16 protein-coding genes are annotated in these 18,408 nt (G+C 69.9%); 7 read left to right on the top strand and 9 right to left on the bottom strand.

What is annotated here, in order from left to right; genetic code table 11:
• The first annotated feature begins 12 nt into the window (after positions 1–12).
• Complete coding sequence (locus ACWPQI_RS14335) at positions 13–1,086, top strand: Leu/Phe/Val dehydrogenase (RefSeq protein WP_210062894.1); 1,074 nt, start codon at positions 13–15, stop codon at positions 1,084–1,086.
• Positions 1,087–1,232: 146 nt separating this feature from the next.
• Here the strand turns inward: ACWPQI_RS14335 and ACWPQI_RS14330 are convergent, their stop codons facing one another.
• Positions 1,233–1,742, bottom strand: coding sequence for an Lrp/AsnC family transcriptional regulator (locus tag ACWPQI_RS14330; RefSeq protein ID WP_010594318.1), 510 nt, complete (start codon positions 1,740–1,742; stop codon positions 1,233–1,235).
• Between the two features lie 215 nt (positions 1,743–1,957).
• On the opposite strand from ACWPQI_RS14330, the gene ACWPQI_RS14325 reads away from it, so the two are divergent.
• Positions 1,958–3,499 carry an amino acid permease gene (locus tag ACWPQI_RS14325; protein WP_010594319.1) on the top strand — a complete coding sequence of 514 codons (1,542 nt, stop codon included), beginning with the start codon at positions 1,958–1,960 and terminating at the stop codon, positions 3,497–3,499.
• 123 nt (positions 3,500–3,622) lie between these two features.
• Here ACWPQI_RS14325 and ACWPQI_RS14320 read toward each other — a convergent pair whose 3' ends face one another.
• The gene (locus ACWPQI_RS14320; RefSeq protein ID WP_040275251.1) at positions 3,623–4,237 is read right to left on the bottom strand and encodes a TetR/AcrR family transcriptional regulator; all 615 of its coding nucleotides are present in this window, start codon (positions 4,235–4,237) and stop codon (positions 3,623–3,625) included.
• Between the two features lie 242 nt (positions 4,238–4,479).
• Here ACWPQI_RS14320 and ACWPQI_RS14315 point away from each other — a divergent pair, with 242 nt between their 5' ends.
• The gene (locus ACWPQI_RS14315; RefSeq protein ID WP_059174729.1) at positions 4,480–5,406 is read left to right on the top strand and encodes a metal-dependent hydrolase; all 927 of its coding nucleotides are present in this window, start codon (positions 4,480–4,482) and stop codon (positions 5,404–5,406) included.
• Positions 5,407–5,418: 12 nt separating this feature from the next.
• Entirely contained in the window at positions 5,419–6,564 is a 1,146-nt protein-coding gene (locus ACWPQI_RS14310; protein ID WP_048770953.1) for a hypothetical protein, read from the top strand.
• Between the two features lie 104 nt (positions 6,565–6,668).
• Here the strand turns inward: ACWPQI_RS14310 and glnA are convergent, their stop codons facing one another.
• Positions 6,669–8,105: a type I glutamate--ammonia ligase gene (gene glnA, locus ACWPQI_RS14305; RefSeq protein WP_010594323.1), complete on the bottom strand. Its 1,437-nt coding sequence runs from the start codon at positions 8,103–8,105 to the stop codon at positions 6,669–6,671.
• Positions 8,106–8,317: 212 nt separating this feature from the next.
• Between glnA and ACWPQI_RS14300 the strand changes: the two genes are divergently transcribed.
• Complete coding sequence (locus ACWPQI_RS14300) at positions 8,318–8,794, top strand: RDD family protein (RefSeq protein WP_026137663.1); 477 nt, start codon at positions 8,318–8,320, stop codon at positions 8,792–8,794.
• A gap of 72 nt (positions 8,795–8,866) precedes the next feature.
• On the opposite strand, the gene ACWPQI_RS14295 is transcribed toward ACWPQI_RS14300, so the two are convergent.
• The 6 genes from ACWPQI_RS14295 to ACWPQI_RS14270 form a co-directional block, all read right to left on the bottom strand.
• On the bottom strand, positions 8,867–9,607 hold the full coding sequence (locus ACWPQI_RS14295; RefSeq protein ID WP_010594325.1) for a DUF4191 domain-containing protein: 741 nt from the start codon (positions 9,605–9,607) through the stop codon (positions 8,867–8,869).
• A gap of 56 nt (positions 9,608–9,663) precedes the next feature.
• Positions 9,664–10,674: a lipoyl synthase gene (gene lipA, locus ACWPQI_RS14290; RefSeq protein WP_026137664.1), complete on the bottom strand. Its 1,011-nt coding sequence runs from the start codon at positions 10,672–10,674 to the stop codon at positions 9,664–9,666.
• A 66-nt stretch (positions 10,675–10,740) separates the two neighbouring features.
• Positions 10,741–11,523 (bottom strand): lipoyl(octanoyl) transferase LipB, encoded by a 783-nt coding sequence (gene lipB, locus ACWPQI_RS14285; protein WP_017680361.1) that lies wholly within the window; start codon positions 11,521–11,523, stop codon positions 10,741–10,743.
• Between the two features lie 46 nt (positions 11,524–11,569).
• On the bottom strand, positions 11,570–12,460 hold the full coding sequence (locus ACWPQI_RS14280; RefSeq protein WP_010594328.1) for a TIGR01777 family oxidoreductase: 891 nt from the start codon (positions 12,458–12,460) through the stop codon (positions 11,570–11,572).
• Positions 12,461–12,571: 111 nt separating this feature from the next.
• Positions 12,572–14,329, bottom strand: a complete 1,758-nt coding sequence (gene sucB, locus ACWPQI_RS14275; RefSeq protein WP_474738383.1) for a 2-oxoglutarate dehydrogenase, E2 component, dihydrolipoamide succinyltransferase — start codon at positions 14,327–14,329, stop codon at positions 12,572–12,574.
• Between the two features lie 257 nt (positions 14,330–14,586).
• Positions 14,587–16,095 (bottom strand): leucyl aminopeptidase, encoded by a 1,509-nt coding sequence (locus tag ACWPQI_RS14270; RefSeq protein ID WP_064066134.1) that lies wholly within the window; start codon positions 16,093–16,095, stop codon positions 14,587–14,589.
• A gap of 74 nt (positions 16,096–16,169) precedes the next feature.
• Between ACWPQI_RS14270 and gcvT the strand changes: the two genes are divergently transcribed.
• A complete protein-coding gene (gene gcvT, locus ACWPQI_RS14265) occupies positions 16,170–17,270 on the top strand; it encodes a glycine cleavage system aminomethyltransferase GcvT (protein ID WP_026137665.1) in 1,101 nt (366 codons plus the stop codon).
• A 33-nt stretch (positions 17,271–17,303) separates the two neighbouring features.
• Positions 17,304–18,407: a branched-chain amino acid aminotransferase gene (locus ACWPQI_RS14260; RefSeq protein ID WP_010594332.1), complete on the top strand. Its 1,104-nt coding sequence runs from the start codon at positions 17,304–17,306 to the stop codon at positions 18,405–18,407.
• Position 18,408: the final 1 nt, after the last annotated feature.

The raw sequence follows: 18,408 nt of genomic DNA, 5'->3' as shown, positions 1-18,408 counted from the left end.
AGGAATCCACTCGTGACCGCCTCCCTTCTCGACCACGCGCCGGCCGGAGTCTTCGACCGTTCCCGTCGCCTGTCCGACCGCCCGCACGAGCAGGTCGTCTTCTGTCAGGACGCCGCCACCGGCCTGCGCGCGATCGTCGCGATCCACTCCACCGCGCTCGGCCCCGCCCTCGGCGGCACCCGCTTCTACCCCTACGCCGACGAGGCCACCGCGCTCGAGGACGTGCTGCGCCTGTCGTGGGGCATGACCTACAAGGCCGCGGTCGCCGGGGTGAACCTCGGCGGCGGCAAGGCCGTCATCCTCGGTGACCCGGTCACGGACAAGAGCGACGCGCTGCTCGCCGCGTACGGACGGTTCGTCGAGTCCCTCGGCGGTCGCTACGTCACGGCCGCCGACGTCGGCACCGCCGCCGGTGATCTGGACGTCGTCGGCCGGCACACCCGGCACGCGGTCGGACGCACCACCGCAGCCGGCGGATCCGGGGACAGCTCGCCGCTCACCGCGCTCGGAGTGTTCCGTGCGATGCGGGCCGGCGCCGAACATGTCTGGGGCACAGCATCTCTGGACGGACGCACCGTCGGTGTCGAGGGGCTCGGGAAGGTGGGCTACGAGCTGGTGCGGCTGCTCGTCGCCGACGGGGCCGCCGTGATGGTCGCCGACGTGAACCCCGGGGCCGTGGCCCGGGTGGCCGCCGACTTCCCCGTCCGCATCGCGAGCAGCGTGGTCGACGCCCCGGTGGACGTGTACGCACCGTGTGCGCTCGGTGGGACGCTCACCACGTCGACCGGCAGCGCGCTCGGGGCGCGGCTGGTGTGCGGTGCCGCGAACAATCAGCTCGCCCGCCCCGAGGTCGAGGATCTGCTCCGCGACCGGGGCATCACCTGGGTGCCGGACTATGTCGCCAACGCCGGCGGCCTGATCCAGGTCGCCGGTGAGGTCGACGGCTCCGAGCCGAGCGTCGTCCGGTCCAGGGTGGACGCGATCTTCGACCGCACCGCCGAGATCTTCGCGATGTCGCGAACCCTGGGCATCGGGCCCGGCGCGGCGGCGAACCGGCTCGCCGAGCAGCGCATCGACGCGGCCTGACGGACGCGGGCGGCGTACCGTCCCGGCCGGTCGCACGGCGAACAGGGGAGGCACCACGGTGCCTCCCCTCTCGCTCGTGCACCGGGTGCGGGCGCGACCCGGAAGCGGTTGTCCCCGAGCGCCGGTGGGCCGAACGGCGACGTCCCTCAGCGACGGTCGCTCGTCGGCACGGAGCGCCCGTGCCCGGAGTCGCGGGTGAGATGTTCGAGCAGGGGCTGCGTCCGGTACGCCACGGGCGTCGTCAGGGCCAGCGTGGTGGTGGTGTGGGCGACGCCCTCGATCGCGTGGATGCGTTCGAGTTGCAGGAGCAGGTCCTCCTGCGACTGTGCCGCCATCCGGATCAGCAAGTCCTCCCGGCCCGTCGTCGCGTGCACCTCGAGTACTTCGGGGAATCGTTCGAGCTCCGCGATGACGTGCCCCATCCGCGCCTGCACGAGTTCCGCGCCGATGAACGCCTGCAGCGGCAGGCCGAGCTTCGGCAGATCGACCACCGGGCGATATCCCGTCACGGCGCCCGACTCCTCGAGCTTCCGGATCCGCGACTGGACGGTGTTGCGGGCGACGCCGAGCTTCGCTGCCAGATCGACTATGCCGGCTCGCGGATTGTGGGTGAGCTCGGCGAGGAGAGCCGCGTCGAGCCGATCGAAACTGAGCACGGTGACATCCTTTCGGTTGTGATGGGCGTCACATTTGAGCATCGTGCGTAGCTGTTGCCGAAGATGTTGACACGAAGAGTGACAGTGCCATGATTGCTGCACTGAATTGCTCACGCAATCCCTCTCTGCGGCACCACAATGCGTCGCCCACGAGGGCCGTGCCCCCGGTCGCCCACGAGGTCCGGCGGGCCCCATTCCATCCCGAGGAGCACACCATGCCCGGAGTCGGCATCTGGCGCACCAAGTCCGTCGAACAGTCCATCGCGGACACCGACGAACCCGGTTCGCGGTTGCGGCGGCAGCTGACCGCCAAGGACCTGACCGTATTCGGCGTCGCCGTGGTGATCGGCGCCGGCATCTTCACCCTCACCGCGCGCACCGCGGGCAACGTCGCGGGCCCGTCGATCTCGCTGGCCTTCGTGCTCGCCGCGATCACGTGCGGCCTCGCGGCCCTGTGCTACGCGGAGTTCGCGTCGACCGTCCCCGTCGCCGGAAGCGCCTACACCTTCTCGTACGCGACCTTCGGTGAGTTCGCCGCCTGGATCATCGGCTGGGACCTCATCCTCGAGTTCGCGCTCGCCTCCGCCGTCGTCGCCAAGGGCTGGTCGCTGTATCTCGGCGGCATGCTCGGCGGCACCGCACACACCACGATGCACCTCGGGCCGCTCGCGGTCGACTGGGGCGCGTTGCTCATCGTCGGCGCGATCACGGTCGTGCTCGCCGTCGGCACCAAGATGTCCTCGCGTGTGTCGGCCGTCGTCACCGCCGTCAAGGTCGCCGTCGTCGTGCTGGTCATCGCGGTCGGCGTCTTCTACATCGACAAGAGCAACTACTCGCCCTACATTCCGCCGGCGGAGGGCGCGCAGGGCACCGCGAGCGGCGTGCACCAGTCGCTGTTCTCGGCGCTCACCGGGGCCGACGGCAGCAGTTACGGGTGGTACGGCCTGCTCGCCGCCGCGAGCCTGGTGTTCTTCGCCTTCATCGGCTTCGACGTGGTCGCCACCACCGCGGAGGAGACGAAGAACCCGCAGAAGTCGCTGCCGCGCGGCATCTTCGCCTCGCTCGCCATCGTCACGGTCCTCTACGTCGGCGTGACGCTGGTGCTGACCGGCATGGTGAAGTACACCGACCTGCGGACGGGCAGCGCACTCGTCGGCGACGGCAGTGCCACCCTGGCCACCGCGTTCGAGGCTCACGGCATCACGTGGGCGCAGACGGCGATCAACATCGGCGGCCTCGCCGGCCTCACCACCGTCGTGATGGTGATGATGCTCGGCCAGACTCGCGTGCTGTTCGCGATGTCCCGGGACGGGCTGATGCCGCGGCGGCTGGCCACGACGGGCCGCAAGGGCACCCCGGTACGCATCACCCTGCTGGTCGGCAGCATCGTCGCCGTCCTCGCCGCGGTGTTCCCGATGGGTGTGCTCGAGGAGATGGTCAACATCGGCACCCTGTTCGCCTTCGTGCTGGTGTGCATCGGTGTGATGGTGCTCCGCCGCACCCGCCCCGACCTGCCGCGTGGGTTCCGGGTTCCGCTCGTGCCCCTGGTGCCGATTCTTGCGGTCCTCGCGTGCGGCTGGCTGATGCTCAACCTGTCCGTCGAGACGTGGCTGCGGTTCGGGGCCTGGATGGCCCTGGGCGTGGTGGTCTACGCCGTCTACGGCCGCCGCACGTCGGTGCTCGGGCAGCGACTCCGGGCCGAGGCGGCCCGGCGGGCCGAGGCCTCGCACGCCGCCCGCGAGCCCCAGCCGGTGTAGCGCGGCCCCGGACCCGGCCCCGCGGCGACCGCTGCGGGGCCGCGACCGTGCGACGGGTCGACGCCTCGGCGGCCACCCCGGGGCCCGCCCGGCCGGGCGGATCCCGTCACCTGGTCGCGGTCGTCAGCGGGGGAGGTCGCGCTGTGCGAGGATCGCGGGTCCCATCCAGCGTCGGAGGTATCGCCGCAGGTCGTCGTCGCTCCGCGGGGGATCGTCGGGGGAGACGAAGAAGGACTGCATCGTGCGCAGCACGTACTCGACGAGCTCGCGCAGGGCCGCCTCGTCGTATCCGTAGCGCGCCCAATCGACGTCGAAGCGCTCGATCATCGTCATCCCGAATTCCTGCGCCTCGTCGGACGTGAGGCCGTCGGGACGGACGTTCGAATACGTGCCGGTGAGCAGGAGGCCCAGATGTGGCGTGCGCCGAACCTCGGAGAGGGTGTAGACGACGCCTTCCGTCATCGCGTCCACGGGGTCCGCGAGGCCGTCGATGTGCCGGGCGAGGCGATCGAGGAATCCGTCGACCGACGCGATCGCCGCGGCCCGCATCAGCGCATCCGCGCTGGGGAAGTAGCGGTAGACCGTCTGGCGGATGACACCCAGCGATTCCGCGACCTCGGCCAGGCTGATGACGGAACCCGTCCGGCCGATCAGATCGACTGCGGCGGAAACGATTCGGCGAGACGCTTCGTCGTCGTTCTCCGGGGGGCTGCCGCCCCAACCGCGTCGTCGTGCCACTGCTCGCTTCCTCGGATCGGGCCGCATCGGGACCGGCGGATCCCCCTCGGCGGGGTCCTGTCGACCGTCCGCTCGAACGACCGACGGTAGCACGGGGGCGGTACCTCGCCCGCGCCACCCACCGTGTAACACGTTCTCATCATACGTAGGCTGCGTTATATGTATGATCGCTGCGCCGGGGCTTCGGAGCCGTCGCGGGGCCGCCGGACCAGCCCATTCCCGCAAGACGAGGTGCAACGCCCGTGACCGACCTGCAGATCCGAAGAATGAACTTCGCGTTCGAGGAAGACGACGTGCCGTTCCTGTGGAACGAGGAGAACCCGGCCTTCTCGAGCATGGCGAACGCGGTCTCGTTCCTGGCGATCGGCTTCGAGAAGATGATCGTGAAGATGATCCTCCAAGCCAAGCCGCTGATCACCGACCCCGACGTCGCCGCGGAGGCGGACGCGTTCATGCGTCAGGAAGGCCAGCACTCGACGGCACACCGGCAGCATGTCAAGGCCCTGATCGTGCGGTACCCCGGGCTCCGGGAAACCCTCGACGCCGTCATCGGGGAATTCGACCGGCTCACCGCACAGACGTCGCTGAACTACCGGCTCGCCTACACCGCAGATCTCGAGGCAACCTTCACGCCGGTGTTCAAGTTGATGCTCGACAACGAGGCCACCCTGTTCCGGCCCGGCGACGACCGGGTGGCGTCGCTGTTCATCTGGCACTTCGTCGAGGAGGTCGAACACCGGAGTTCGGCGCTCGTCGTCTTCGACTCCGTCGTCGGCTCCGACATCTACCGGATGCGCGTGGCCCCCTCGGTCTTCCGTCATGTGCTGCACGTCATCCGGCTGGCCTGCCAGGGCTTCAACGACCACGTTCCGTTGGAGGATCGCGGGATCGACGCGCTGTCGATGTTCGCGTCGTACCGGCGCGCCCAGCGTCTGCGCAGATGGTTGCCCCTCCTGCGCGCGCAGGACCACGGCCCGATGCCACGCGCCTTCGACGATCTGCCGCTCGCCGAGCAACTCGTCGCACTGGCGGGAGTGGTGCGCAGCCAGTTGCCGAAGCACGATCCGGCCCACGAGAAGTTGCCGGTACTCGCGGACGTGTGGTTCCGGCGCTACGAGGACGGCTACGACGTCACGCGCTGGTACACCGCCGACGCGGTCGCCTCGTAGGGAGCCGCCTCGATGACCGACCTGTGCTCACCCACCTTCGCCGAACTCGCCGCGTCCCTGGGCTTCTCGTGCCAGGAGGCCGGTGGCCTCGTCGAGGTCCGCAACCCCTCGGCCCTGGAGAACTGGACCCTTCCCGTTCTCGAGGTCACCATCGTGCTCGGCGCGGTGCTCGCGCTCGTGCTCGCCGTCGTGCGCCTGCGCCGCCACGGCGACCCCACCACTCTGGTGCTCTGGTTCGGTGCCACCGCCTACCTGTTCGTCATCGAACCTCCGCTGTACTTCCCGGCTGCCTTCGGCATCGAGGAGCACGTGGACACGATGTTCGCCCACAACGTGTTCACCGTGGAATTCCTGTGGGGCCGGCTCCCGCTGTACATCGTCGCGATCTACCCGCTGATGGCCACGCTGGCGTTCGAGATCGTCAGAATGCTGGGGGTGTTCCGCCGCCACGGAGTTCTCGTCGGGGCCGTGTGCGTGGGATTCGTGCACCACGCGTTCTACGAGATCTTCGACCATCTCGGACCCCAGTTGCGCTGGTGGCACTGGGCGGTGACGAATCCGATCAACCAACCCCTGTTCGATGCGGTCCCGCTCCCAAGCGTGGTGGTGTTCGCCGCGCTCTGGCCGATGTCGCTGGCGCTGTGCGTGCAGTTCTTCGTCGGTCGCCACGTCGACCGCGGCCGACACTTCTCCGGTCTCGAGCTGGTGTGGCGCACCGTCGTGATCGGCCTGCTGGCGTCACTGGGCACGTTCGTTCTCCCGCTCCCGGCGACCGTCCTGGGCATGGGCAGTACCACGGTCCGGGCGGTGGTCTATGTGGTGGAACTGGCCGTCGTCACCGTCGTCGGGGTCGTGGTGCTCGTTCGCCGCTGGGTGTGCCTGCGACGGGGCGAGCCGGCGGTTCCCGCGTACACGAACCGATTCGTCCAGGTCTACAGCGTGGTGTATCTCGTCGTCATGGCGTTCCTGTGGGTCACCGCGCTGCCTGAGTTCTTCCGTGCCGTCGACGGCGTGACGAGCACCGGCGACCCGGTGGGCAACCTGTGGTACGCGCTGGCGTGCTTCGTCGTCGCGGCACTGTGCGTGGCCGCCACGCTGACCGTGCCGCAGGGCACGAGCGACACCACGCCCGCCCACGCGCGGGCGCCTGCCGCATAGCGGATCCGCGTACCCCGCAGGTACGAGGGGCCGCAGACACGAGTCCACCCGCCTCGCGGAACGCAAGGCGGGTGGACTCGTGACGAACGACGTGCGGAATCGACTCAGCAGTCGTAGTACAGCTGGAACTCGTACGGGTGCGGCCGCAGGTTGACCGGGGCGATCTCCTGCTCGCGCTTGAGCGAGATCCAGGTCTCGATCAGGTCGGAGGTGAACACGCCGCCCTCGGTGAGGTACTCGTGGTCGCGCTCGAGGTTGTCGATCACGGTCGCGAGGCTGGTCGGGGCCTGCGGGATGTTCCGGGCCTCCTCCGGCGGGAGCTCGTAGAGGTCCTTGTCGACCGGCGCCATCGGCTCGATCTTGTTCTTGATGCCGTCCAGACCGGCGAGCATCTGCGCCGCGAACGACAGGTACGGGTTGCCCGAGGCGTCCGGCGCGCGGAACTCGAGGCGCTTGGCCTTCGGGTTGTTGCCGGTGATCGGGATGCGGACCGCGGCGGAGCGGTTGCGCTGGCTGTAGACCAGGTTGATCGGGGCCTCGTAGCCGGGCACGAGGCGGTGGTACGAGTTGATCGTGGGGTTGGTGAACGCCAGCAGCGACGGCGCGTGGTGCAGGATGCCGCCGATGTACCAGCGCGCGAGGTCCGACAGGCCCGCGTAACCGGCCTCGTCGTGGAACAGCGGCTTGCCTTCCTTCCACAGCGACTGGTGCACGTGCATGCCCGAGCCGTTGTCGCCGAACAGCGGCTTCGGCATGAAGGTCACCGACTTGCCGTGCTTCCACGCGGTGTTCTTGACGATGTACTTGAACAGCTGCAGGTCGTCGGCCGCGCCGAGCAGGGTGTTGAACTTGTAGTTGATCTCGGCCTGACCGGCGGTACCGACCTCGTGGTGGCCGCGCTCGAGTTCGAAGCCGGCGTTCTGCAGGTTGGTGGAGATCTCGTCGCGCAGGTCCACATAGTGGTCGTACGGCGCGACGGGGAAGTAGCCGCCCTTGGGGCGGACCTTGTAGCCGAGGTTCGGCGAGCCGTCGGCGTTGGCCTCGACGCCGGTGTTCCACGCGCCGGAGACCGAGTCGATCTCGTAGAACGCGCCGTTCATCTGCGAGTCGTAGCGGATCGAGTCGAAGATGTAGAACTCGGCCTCGGCACCGAAGAACGCGGTGTCGGCGATGCCGGTGCTGGCCAGGTACTCCTCGGCCTTACGGGCGACGTTGCGCGGGTCGCGGCTGTAGGACTCGCGAGTGAACGGGTCGTGGACGAAGAAGTTGACGTTGAGCGTCTTGGCGGCGCGGAAGGGGTCGATGCGCGCGGTGGTCACGTCCGGCAGCAGCATCATGTCCGACTCGTGGATGGACTGGAAGCCGCGGACGGAGGAACCGTCGAACGCCAGGCCGTCCTCGAACACGTCCTTGGTGAACGCAGCCGCGGGGATCGAGAAGTGCTGCTGGATGCCGGGGAGGTCGCTGAACCGGACATCGACGTACTCGACGTTTTCGTCCTCGATGTACTTGATGACCTCTTCGGCCGAGGTGAACGCCACGCTTGTGCTCCTTCAGTCAATGCGCGCCATGGGGATGGGGCGTCTGCGTCGGATACAGACCGTATTGAGCTGGTGTTGCCCGACCATCAATCCCATGTTTCACCGATGTTACAGCTCGTCTTCCGGTGTCGTGAGGACTGCATTTGTGGTAGAAGTCACCGGCGGGCACGTGGGTCGGGCCGGTCCGTCCGTTGCACCCTATCCTGGACACCATGGCACGCATGACCGGCAGCTGGCTCTCCGGACCCGCTGCGGCGATCCCCAAGGGGCAGGACAAGGCCCAGGACTACCGCGGGCAGCTGCTCGGACTACCCGCGAGCGGGCGCGGTGCGCTCGCCGGTACCGGCCGGCGCGCGAGCGCGCTGGCGATCGACTGGCTCACCTCCGTCGGCATCGCAACCGCGATCGTGGGGGAGCGGCCCTTCGAGAATCCCCAGCTGTCCACCTACACCCTGCTCGTGTGGTTCGTGGTCGGGGTGCTCACGGTGACGCTGTTCTCGTTCACGCCGGGCCAGTATCTGGTCGGCCTGCAGGTCGCCCGGGTCGACGCGCCGGTGCGGGTGGGACTGATTCGCGCCCTGGCGCGGCAGCTGCTGCTCGTGTTCATCGCGCCGGCCGTCGTCACCGACGTCGACGGCCGCGGCCTGCAGGACCGGGCGACCGGCACGGCGCTCGTGCGGTCCCGCTGACGCGTCCGTCCCCGAAACGTCGAACGGGAGCCTGCACCGGGTAGGTGCAGGCTCCCGTCGTCTGGACGGACCTCAGCGCCGGCGCATGGTGCGCTGCACGCTGCGCATCTTCGCGCCGGCGGGCATCGGACCCTTCGGGAGCGCGGCGCCGGACTTCTTCGTGCTCAGGGCGGCCAGCCGGCCCTCGATCGCGTCCATCCGCTTGGTGTCGATGTTGCGCGGCAGTTTCGACAGGTGCTTCTGCAGCTGTGACAGCGGGACCTGACCCTCGTCGTTGCCGACCACGATGTCGTAGATCGGCGTGTCGCCCACGAGGCGCGCGACCCGCTTCTTCTCCTGTGCGAGAAGGGCTTTCACGCGCTGCGGTGCTCCCTCGGCCACCAGGATCACGCCCGGGCGGCCGATGACGCGGTGCACGGCGTCGAGTTGCGTGGTGCCGGCCACCGCATGCGTGACGCGCCAGGAGCCCTGCAGGTTGTCCAGCGCCCACGCCGCCGCACCGGCCTGGCCCTCGGCCTTGCCGTACACCGTCTTCTGCACCCGGCGACCGAAGATGACGAACGCGAGCAGCACCCCCACGAGCAGGCCGACCGGCAGGAGGAACCACTCGATACCGAAGATCAGCCCGATCAGGAAGAACACCAGGGTGGAGACGACGATCGCACCGATCATCCACGGCAGCAGCAGCTTGTCTTCCTTGCGCTGCAGCTGGAACGCCTGCCAGAGCTGGGTTCGCCGCTCCTTCGACGCCTGCTTGCGCGCGGCCTTCGCTGCGGCCTTCGCTTCCTTGTCGGGTTTGCTGCCTCTCGCCATAGCATCCAGGATACTTTCCCCGCGGCGCCCTTCTCGCCACCGCGGGTCGGGTACGGCTACGAGGTCAGGCGCGCCAGCACCGAGCTGGCTTCCTGGGCCGCCGTGCCCCCCTCGGCCAGGTGCGCCTGGGCGGCGGGCAGCTCGCGGCCGTGGTGCGCCATCGCCTGCGCGTACAGGCGCCCCGCGCGGTACGACGACCGGACCAGCGGCCCGGCCATCACGCCGGCGAACCCGATCTCCTCGGCGGTCTTCGAGTGCGCCACGAACTCCTCGGGCTTGACCCAGCGCTCGACGGGATGGTGCCGCGGCGACGGGCGCAGGTACTGGGTGATGGTGACGATGTCGCAGCCGGCGGCGTGCAGGTCGTGCAGCGCCTCGGTGACCTCCTCCGGCGTCTCGCCCATGCCGAGGATCAGATTGGACTTGGTCACCAGCCCGAACTCGCGGGCCGCGGTGATCACGTCCAGCGACCGCTGGTAGCGGAACGCCGGGCGGATGCGCTTGAAGATCCGGGGCACGGTCTCGACATTGTGCGCGAGCACCTCGGGACGTGATTCGAAGACCTCGGTGAGCAGCTCCGGCTTGCCGTTGAAGTCGGGGATGAGATTCTCGACGCCGGTGCCCGGGTTGAGCTCGTGGATCTGCCGCACGGTCTCGGCGTAGAGCCACGCACCGCCGTCGGGCAGGTCGTCGCGGGCGACACCGGTGATCGTGGAGTACCGCAGGCCCATGGCCTGCACGGACTCGGCGACCCGGCGCGGCTCGTCGCGGTCGAGCTCGGCGGGCTTACCGGTGTCGATCTGACAGAAATCGCATCGACGGGTGCACTGCTCGCCACCGATGAGGAACGTCGCCTCCCGATCCTCCCAGCATTCGTAGATGTTGGGACAACCGGCCTCCTCGCAGACCGTGTGCAGGCCTTCGCGCCGCACCAGTCCCTTCAGCTCGGAGTACTCCGGGCCCATCTTCGCCCGGGTCCTGATCCAGTTCGGCTTACGTTCGATCGGCGTCTGTGCGTTTCGGGTCTCGATCCGCAGCAGCTTGCGTCCTTCTGGGGCCACAGTCACGGACCCGATCCTACGCCCGACGGTACGGACCGGGCTCACCCCGGGGCGGGCCCCCGGAGGCGCCGCTCAGCCGTACCGCACCGTGGTGAACTCCGGGCGCGGGGTCTGCGGCGGCTCGGCACCGACAGCCTGTTCGAACGTCACCCGTTCGATGTCGTGGTCCGTCACCGGCAGGCGGCCGTCGAGCGCGTCGATCACCGCCGCCGTCACCGCCGGCATCACCTCGGCGACGGTGACGTCCCGGCCGAGCTCACCGGTGAGCGAGGTGACGCCCGCGTCGCGGATGCCGCACGGCACGATCGAGTCGAACGCGTCCAGGGTGGCGTCGCAGTTGAGGGAGAACCCGTGCATCGTCACCCCGCGCTGCACCCGCACCCCGATCGCGGCGACCTTGCGCTCGGGCAGCCAGTGCCCGTCGCGCAGCTCGGCCGGCAGCCACACCCCCGAGCGGCCCTCCACGCGGCCGCACGTGAGCCCGAGGTCGGTACAGACCTCGATCAGTGCCTGCTCGAGACGTCGCACGTAGCCGACGACGTCGATGGGTTCACCGAGCCGGATGATCGGGTAGCCCACCAGCTGTCCGGGTCCGTGCCAGGTGATCTTGCCGCCGCGGTCGACGTCGATCACCGGCGTGCCGTCCGTGGGGCGGTCCTCCGGGTCGGTGCGCTTGCCGGCGGTGTACACGGGCGGATGTTCGAGCAGCAGCAGGGTGTCGACACCGCGGCCCTCGGCCCGGTCGGCGGCGATCTCCCGTTGCCGCTCCCACGCTTCCAGATAACCGATCAGCCCCAGATGCGCCACCGCGACGGGTTCGGAATCGAAACGGGCGGAGGAAGATGCGCTGCTCATAGTCCCCGACCCTACGCCGTCGGGGAGCCGTCGCGAAGAGGTGGCTTCAGGTTCCGAGCGCGTGTGCCAGGGCGGCTCCGATCGTCGGATACCGGAACTCGAAGCCCGCCGACTCGAGCACCGCCGGCAACGCGCGCTGCCCGGTGAGCACCAGGGCGTGCGCCATCTCCCCGACGACCGCGCCGACCACGAATCCGGGCGTCGTCCACGGCGCCGGGCGGTGCACCGAATGCGCCAGCGCCTCCGTGAACCGGGCGTTGGTCACGGGAGCGGGGCCGGTGACGTCGACCGGACCGGCGATATCGCCGCGGCCGAGGACGAAGCCCAGCGCCGCCACCACGTCCTCGAGCGCCACCCACGACATGTACTGCCGGCCGTCACCGAGCCGGGAACCGAGGCCGAGCCGGAAGAGCGGATGGAGGCGGCGCAGGATGCCGCCGTGCGGGCTGAGAACGATCCCGACGCGGAGGACGATCGTGCGCACCCCGGCGACGCGTGCGGGCGCGGTGGCGGCCTCCCAGTCGCGGCACAGGTCCGCGACGAACCCCCGCCCGGCGGGGCTGCGTTCGTCCACCACGTCCTCGCCGGTGTTCCCGTAGACGCCGACGGCGCCCGCATTGACCAGCGTCGGAACCCCGGCGGAGGCGGCGGCGGTGGCGAGGACGTCGGTCGGGACGATCCGGCTGTCGCGCAGTTCCTGCTTGACCGCGCCGGACCAGCGACGCTCGTCCATTCTCGAGCCGCACAGATTCACCACGGCGTCGACGCGGTCGAGCGCCGCGGGATCGACCCGGCCCGTCGGCGGGTCCCAGAACCATTCGTCCGGCGCTGCCGGCGGACGGCGGACGAGGCGACGCACCTCGTGCTCGTGCGCCCGCAACCATGCCACCGAGGCCGTTCCGATCAGCCCCGACGAGCCCGCCACGAGGATGCGCATGCCGGTGATTGTCCCGCATTCGCAGAGGCCGGGACGCGGAAGCGGGGGCCTCGTCGGTGTGACGATGCCCCCGCTTCCCGGTCCGGTGAGTGCCGGGCTACACCCGGTGGATCACAGGCCCAGATCGGCGTCGAACGCCGCTTCCTCGAGACGGTGCTTGATCGTGGTGAGGAACCGGCCCGCGTCCGCACCGTCGATCAGGCGGTGATCGTAGGTCAGCGGCAGGTAGCACATCGACCGGACACCGATCGACTCGTTGCCCACCTCGTCGGTGACGACCACCGGTCGCTTGACGATCGCGCCGGTGCCCAGCATCGCCGCCTGCGGCGGCACCAGGATCGGCGTGTCGAACAGGGCGCCCTGGCTGCCGATGTTCGTGATCGTGAAGGTGCCGCCGGCCAGCTCGTCCGGCTTCAGGCCACCGCTGCGCGCCCGCTTGGCGATGTCCGCGATCGCGCGGGCCAGGCCGGCCAGCGACAGGTCGCCGGCGTTGTGGATCACCGGGGAGAGCAGACCCTGCTCGGTGTCCACGGCGATGCCGAGGTGCTCGGCGGCGTGGTAGGTGATCTCCTTCTTGTCCTCGTCGTAGGAGGCGTTGATGTTCGGATGCGCCTTGAGGGCCTCGACGACGGCCTTTGCGAAGAAGGGCAGGAAGGTGAGGTTGACGCCCTCACGTTCGGCGAAGGTCGCCTTCGCCTGCGACCGCAGATGCGCGATCTTGGTGACATCGACCTCGAAGGTCTGGGTGAGCTGTGCGGTGGTCTGCAGGGACTCGCGCGTCTTGATCGCGGTGATCTGGCGGATCCGGTTGACCTTCTGCGTGGTGCCGCGCAGGTGGGCGAGCTCGGGCCGGACGCCGGCGGTCGTGGCCGGAGCGGCGGCCGGAGCCTTGGCGGCGGGAGCCTTCGGGGCCTCGGCAGCGGGGGCCTTCGCGGCCTCGGCGGCGGCGAGCACGTCCTGCTTGCGGATGCGTCCGCCGACTCCGGTGCCGGACACCTTCGACAGGTCGACGTCGTGCTCGGCGGCGAGCTTGCGGACGAGGGGCGTGACATACGGCGTGGCGCCACCCGGGGTCTCCGCGGCAGCGGGCGCCGGGGCGGGCGCCGGAGCGGCCTGCTTCGCGGGCTCCGGGGCGGGCTGCTTCGCGGGCTCGGGGGCCGCCTGCTTCGCCGGCTCGGGCTCGGGCTCGGGCTTCGGTTCCGGCTTCGGTTCCGGCTTCGGTTCGGGCTTCGACGGCGCCGCGGCCGGGGTTCCCGACCCGATCACCGCGAGCTGTCCGCCGACCTCGACGCTCTCGTCCTCGTCGGCGTTGATCTCGAGGAGCACACCGGCCACGGGGGACGGGATCTCCGTGTCGACCTTGTCCGTGGACACCTCGAGCAGGGGCTCGTCTACCGCGACCTCGTCTCCGACAGACTTCAGCCACCGGGTGACGGTGCCTTCGGTCACGGACTCACCGAGCGCCGGCATGGTGACCGGGGTGCCTTCGGCGGAGCCGGTGTCGGAACCGGACGAAGCCGGCGCCGGCTCGGGCTCGGGCTCGGGTTCGGGCTCCGGGGTGGACTGCTCCTCGGGCGCCGCCTCCTCCGACGGGGCGGCAGTGGGAGCGGTCGACGATCCTCCGTCGTCGGCGGAGTCACCGATCACCGCCAGCTCACCGCCGATCTCGATCGTCTCGTCCTCCTGGGCGACGATCTTCACCAGCACACCGGCCGCGGGCGAGGGGATCTCGGTGTCGACCTTGTCCGTGGAAACTTCGAGCAGCGGCTCGTCGACTTCGACCGTGTCTCCTTCCTGCTTGAGCCATCGCGTGACAGTTCCCTCGGTGACGCTCTCACCAAGCGCTGGCATCTGGACGGAGAAGGCCATGTCTGTTGACTCCTCGACGGTTGTATTCGGGTGTGTTGAGTTGTGCCGACCGATGGTCGCGGACCATTGTGTGGTCGCTGACCATTGTGCTCGAGGCCACGGTCTCGTGCGGTGTCTTGCGGTGTTCGGTTGAGACCACACCCGATGCCGGGTATGACCTCGACCATCCTTGCACTGATCCCTCGGCGGCGTTCGACGAGGGTTGGGTCGCGTGCGCCCGCGCGTCCCCGCAACCCGGCAGGGACGCGCGGGACGGATCACCCGTTGTTCGCGATGTCCTCGATGACGGCGATGAGGGTGCGCACCGGGACGCCGGTGCCGCCCTTGCCGACATAGCCGAACGGGCTCCCGGTGTTGAAGGCCGGCCCGGCGATGTCGATGTGGGCCCACTGCACACCCTCGGCGACGAACTCCTTCAGGTACAGGCCGGCGGCGAGCATCCCGCCCCAGCGATGCGGCGTGACGTTGGCCAGGTCGGCGACCCGGGACTTCAGGTCCGCGCGCAGTTCGGCCGGCAGCGGCATCGCCCACCCGTTCTCCCCCACCTCCTGCGAGAGCCGGGCGACGCGGTCCCGGAACTCGTCGGTGCCCATGACGCCGGGCGTCCGCGTCCCCAGCGCGACCATCTGCGCGCCGGTGAGCGTCGCGGTGTCGATCAGGTAGTCGGGCTCGTCCTCGCAGGCGCGGACGATGGCGTCGGCCAGGATGAGACGGCCCTCGGCGTCCGTGTTGATCACCTCGACGGTGGTGCCGCCGTACTGGGTCAGCACGTCGCCGGGTCGCTGTGCCGTCGCGGACGGCATGTTCTCGGCCATCGGTACCGTCGCGGTCACGTCCGCCGCCACGCCGAGCTTCGCGGCGAGCACGACCGTCGCGACCACCGCCGCCGCACCCCCCATGTCGGACGTCATGTTCTCCATCCCGGCGGCCGGCTTGATGGAGATGCCGCCGGTGTCGAACGTGATGCCCTTGCCGACGAGCGCGACCTTCGGAGCCTTCCGCTTCTTCGCCGAGTAGCTCAGGCGCACGAGCCGCGGCGGACGCGACGATCCCTTGCCGACCCCGACGATGCCGCCGTAACCCTGCTGCTCGAGCGCCTTCTCGTCCAGCACCTCGACCTTCAACCCGGCGGCGGTGCCGAGCGCCTTCGCGCGCTCGGCGAACTCGGCCGGGAACAGGTGACTCGGCGGGGTGTCGACGAACCGGCGGGCGGTGGCGACCGCCTCGGCGACGGCGACCGACCGGGCCAGCTCCGCCTTGGCCTCTCGGGCGCGGGGCGACGAGACGAGCAGTTCGATCCGGGCCGGCGGCTGCGCGTCGCCGGCGTTCGACTTGGTGGTGCGGAACTCGGTGAACGTGTAGGCGCCGAGCGCGAAGCCCTCTGCGGTTGCGCCGAGATCCACGGCGGACAGGGTCGTCGCGACCACGGGGACGCCGGCGAGGGCGCGCGCCGCAGCGCCGGCGGAGCGGCGCACCTGCTCGGCGTCGAGCTTGTCGGCGGCGCCGAGCCCGACGGCAAGGACGCTGGTGACCGGCAGGGCGGCGGGCGCGGGGATCCGGGTGACCTCCTCGGCTCTGCCCTCGGCGCCGACGGACTGCAGGGCGTCGAGCAGTCCGCCGAGGACGTCCTCGTCCACCAGGCCGTCGCCGAGCAGGGCCTCGGGGCCGCCGTCGCCGGCGGTCAGCCCGACGACGAGGACGTCCGCGCGCTTGGACACGCTTCCGGCGAGAACGAGTTCGGGAAGGGTGGGCGAAAGGGCACTCACAGGCGTCTCCTAGGGGGGAAGGGGGTCGTGGCACCGATGCTAGTGATCTCGGGGGGTGGGATAGCGTGGGGCACATGAGCGACCAGCCACTGCTGCAGGGCCCGATCCACGCCGTCCACACCGAACTCGGAGCGACCTTCGCGGCCTTCGGTGGCTGGCAGATGCCCGTTTCGTACGCCGGTACCGTGGCCGAGCACACCGCCGTGCGCGAGAACGTCGGCCTGTTCGACGTCAGTCATCTGGGCAAGGCTCTCGTCGCCGGACCGGGCGCGGCGGACTATGTCGACGCCACCCTCACCAACGACCTGCGCAAGATCGGGCCGGGCAAGGCGCAGTACACCCTCTGCTGCACCGAGTCCGGCGGTGTCACCGACGACCTGATCGTCTACTACGTCTCCGACGAGGAACTGTTCCTCGTGCCGAACGCCGCGAACACCGCAGCGGTCGTCGAGGTCCTCGCCGCGCATGCCCCCGAAGGCGTGACGGTGACGAACCAGCACCGGGACCACGGTGTGTTCGCCGTGCAGGGACCGAACTCCGAGGCCGTCCTGCAGGGGCTGGGGCTGCCCACCGACCTGGGCTACATGAGCTTCGTGGACGCCCGGTGGAACGATCTGCCGGTACGGGTGTGCCGCACCGGATACACCGGTGAGCGCGGCTTCGAACTGGTGCCGCGGTGGGCCGACGCCGAGTCGCTGTTCCGTGCCCTGGCCGACGCCGTGCGTGCGGCCGGCGGTCAGGCCGCCGGCCTCGGGGCTCGCGACACTCTGCGGACCGAGATGGGATACCCGTTGCACGGGCACGAACTGTCGGAGGCCATCTCGCCCCTGCAGGCTCGCTGCGGGTGGGCCGTGGGCTGGAGCAAGCCGGCCTTCCGCGGCCGCGCGGCGCTCGTCGCGGAGAAGGAGTCCGGTCCGGCGCGGCGACTGTGGGGCGTGCGGGCGCTCGACCGCGGGGTGCTGCGACCCGGCCTGAAGGTGTTGCGCGACGGAACTCCGGTGGGGGAGACGACGTCCGGCACGTTCTCCCCGACGTTGAAGGTCGGGATCGCGCTGGCGCTTCTCGAGACGGCGGGGGACCCGGCCGCCGGTGACGAGGTCACGGTCGACGTCCGTGGACGCGCCCTGCGCGCCCAGCTCGTCGCGCCTCCGTTCGTGCCCGACCACACCAAGTAGGACCGTGCGGGCGGTTCGATAGGATCAACGGTCATGACCGGTGTCCTCGAATTCGCCCATGTTCCGCACCCCTCGCCCGCTTCCGCGGAACGGCGCGGAGAAGTATTGGCGGATCCCGGTTTCGGCCGGTACTTCACCGATCACATGGTCACGATCGACTACACCGAGGGCCGCGGCTGGCACGACGCCACCGTCCAGCCGTACGGACCGATGCAGCTCGATCCGGCCGCGATGGTGCTGCACTACGGTCAGGCGATCTTCGAAGGTCTGAAGGTCTACCGTCAGCCCGACGGCAGCATCGCGGCCTTCCGCGTCTACTCCAACGCCGAGCGGATGCGCCGGTCCTCGCGGCGCCTGGCGATGGCCGAGCTGCCGGACGAATTGTTCGTCCGGTCCATCGCGGAGCTGGTCGACGCCGACCACGAATGGGTGCCGGCCGCCGGGGGTGAGGAGTCGCTGTATCTGCGGCCGTTCATGTTCTCCACCGAGGCGGGTCTCGGCGTGCGGCCCGCGAACCAGTACCGGTACGTGCTGATCGCCTCCCCGGCCGGCGCGTACTTCCCCCGCGGCGTCAAGCCGGTGAGCGTGTGGATCTCGCAGGAGTACGTGCGGGCCGCCCCGGGCGGCACCGGCGACGCCAAGTTCTCCGGCAACTACGCGGCGTCGCTGCTGGCGCAGGCGCAGGCCGTCGAGCAGGGGTGCGACCAGGTGGTGTGGCTCGACGCCGTCGAGCGCCGCTACATCGAGGAGATGGGCGGCATGAACCTGTGCTTCATCTTCGGTTCGGGCGCCGACGCGAAGCTGGTGACGCCGGAGCTGTCCGGCTCGTTGCTGCCCGGCATCACCCGGGACTCGCTGCTCACGCTGGCCAGGGAGGCCGGCCTCGAGGTGGAGGAGCGCAAGATCTCGGTTCAGGAGTGGGAGTCCGAGGTTGCCGACGGGCGGATCACCGAGGTCTTCGCGTGCGGGACCGCGGCGGTGATCACCCCGGTCGGCACCGTCAAGAGCCGTGACGGCGAGTTCACCGTCGGCGACGGCGAGCCCGGCAAGGTCACCATGGCGTTGCGTGACACCCTCACCGGGATCCAGCGCGGCACCTTCGCCGACACCCACGGCTGGCTGACGACGCTGCGCTGAG

The organism is Rhodococcus sp. LMD, assembly GCF_056108245.1.
Note: the sequence above shows the minus strand (reverse complement) of the source record. Positions and strands in the feature narration are given on the sequence as shown.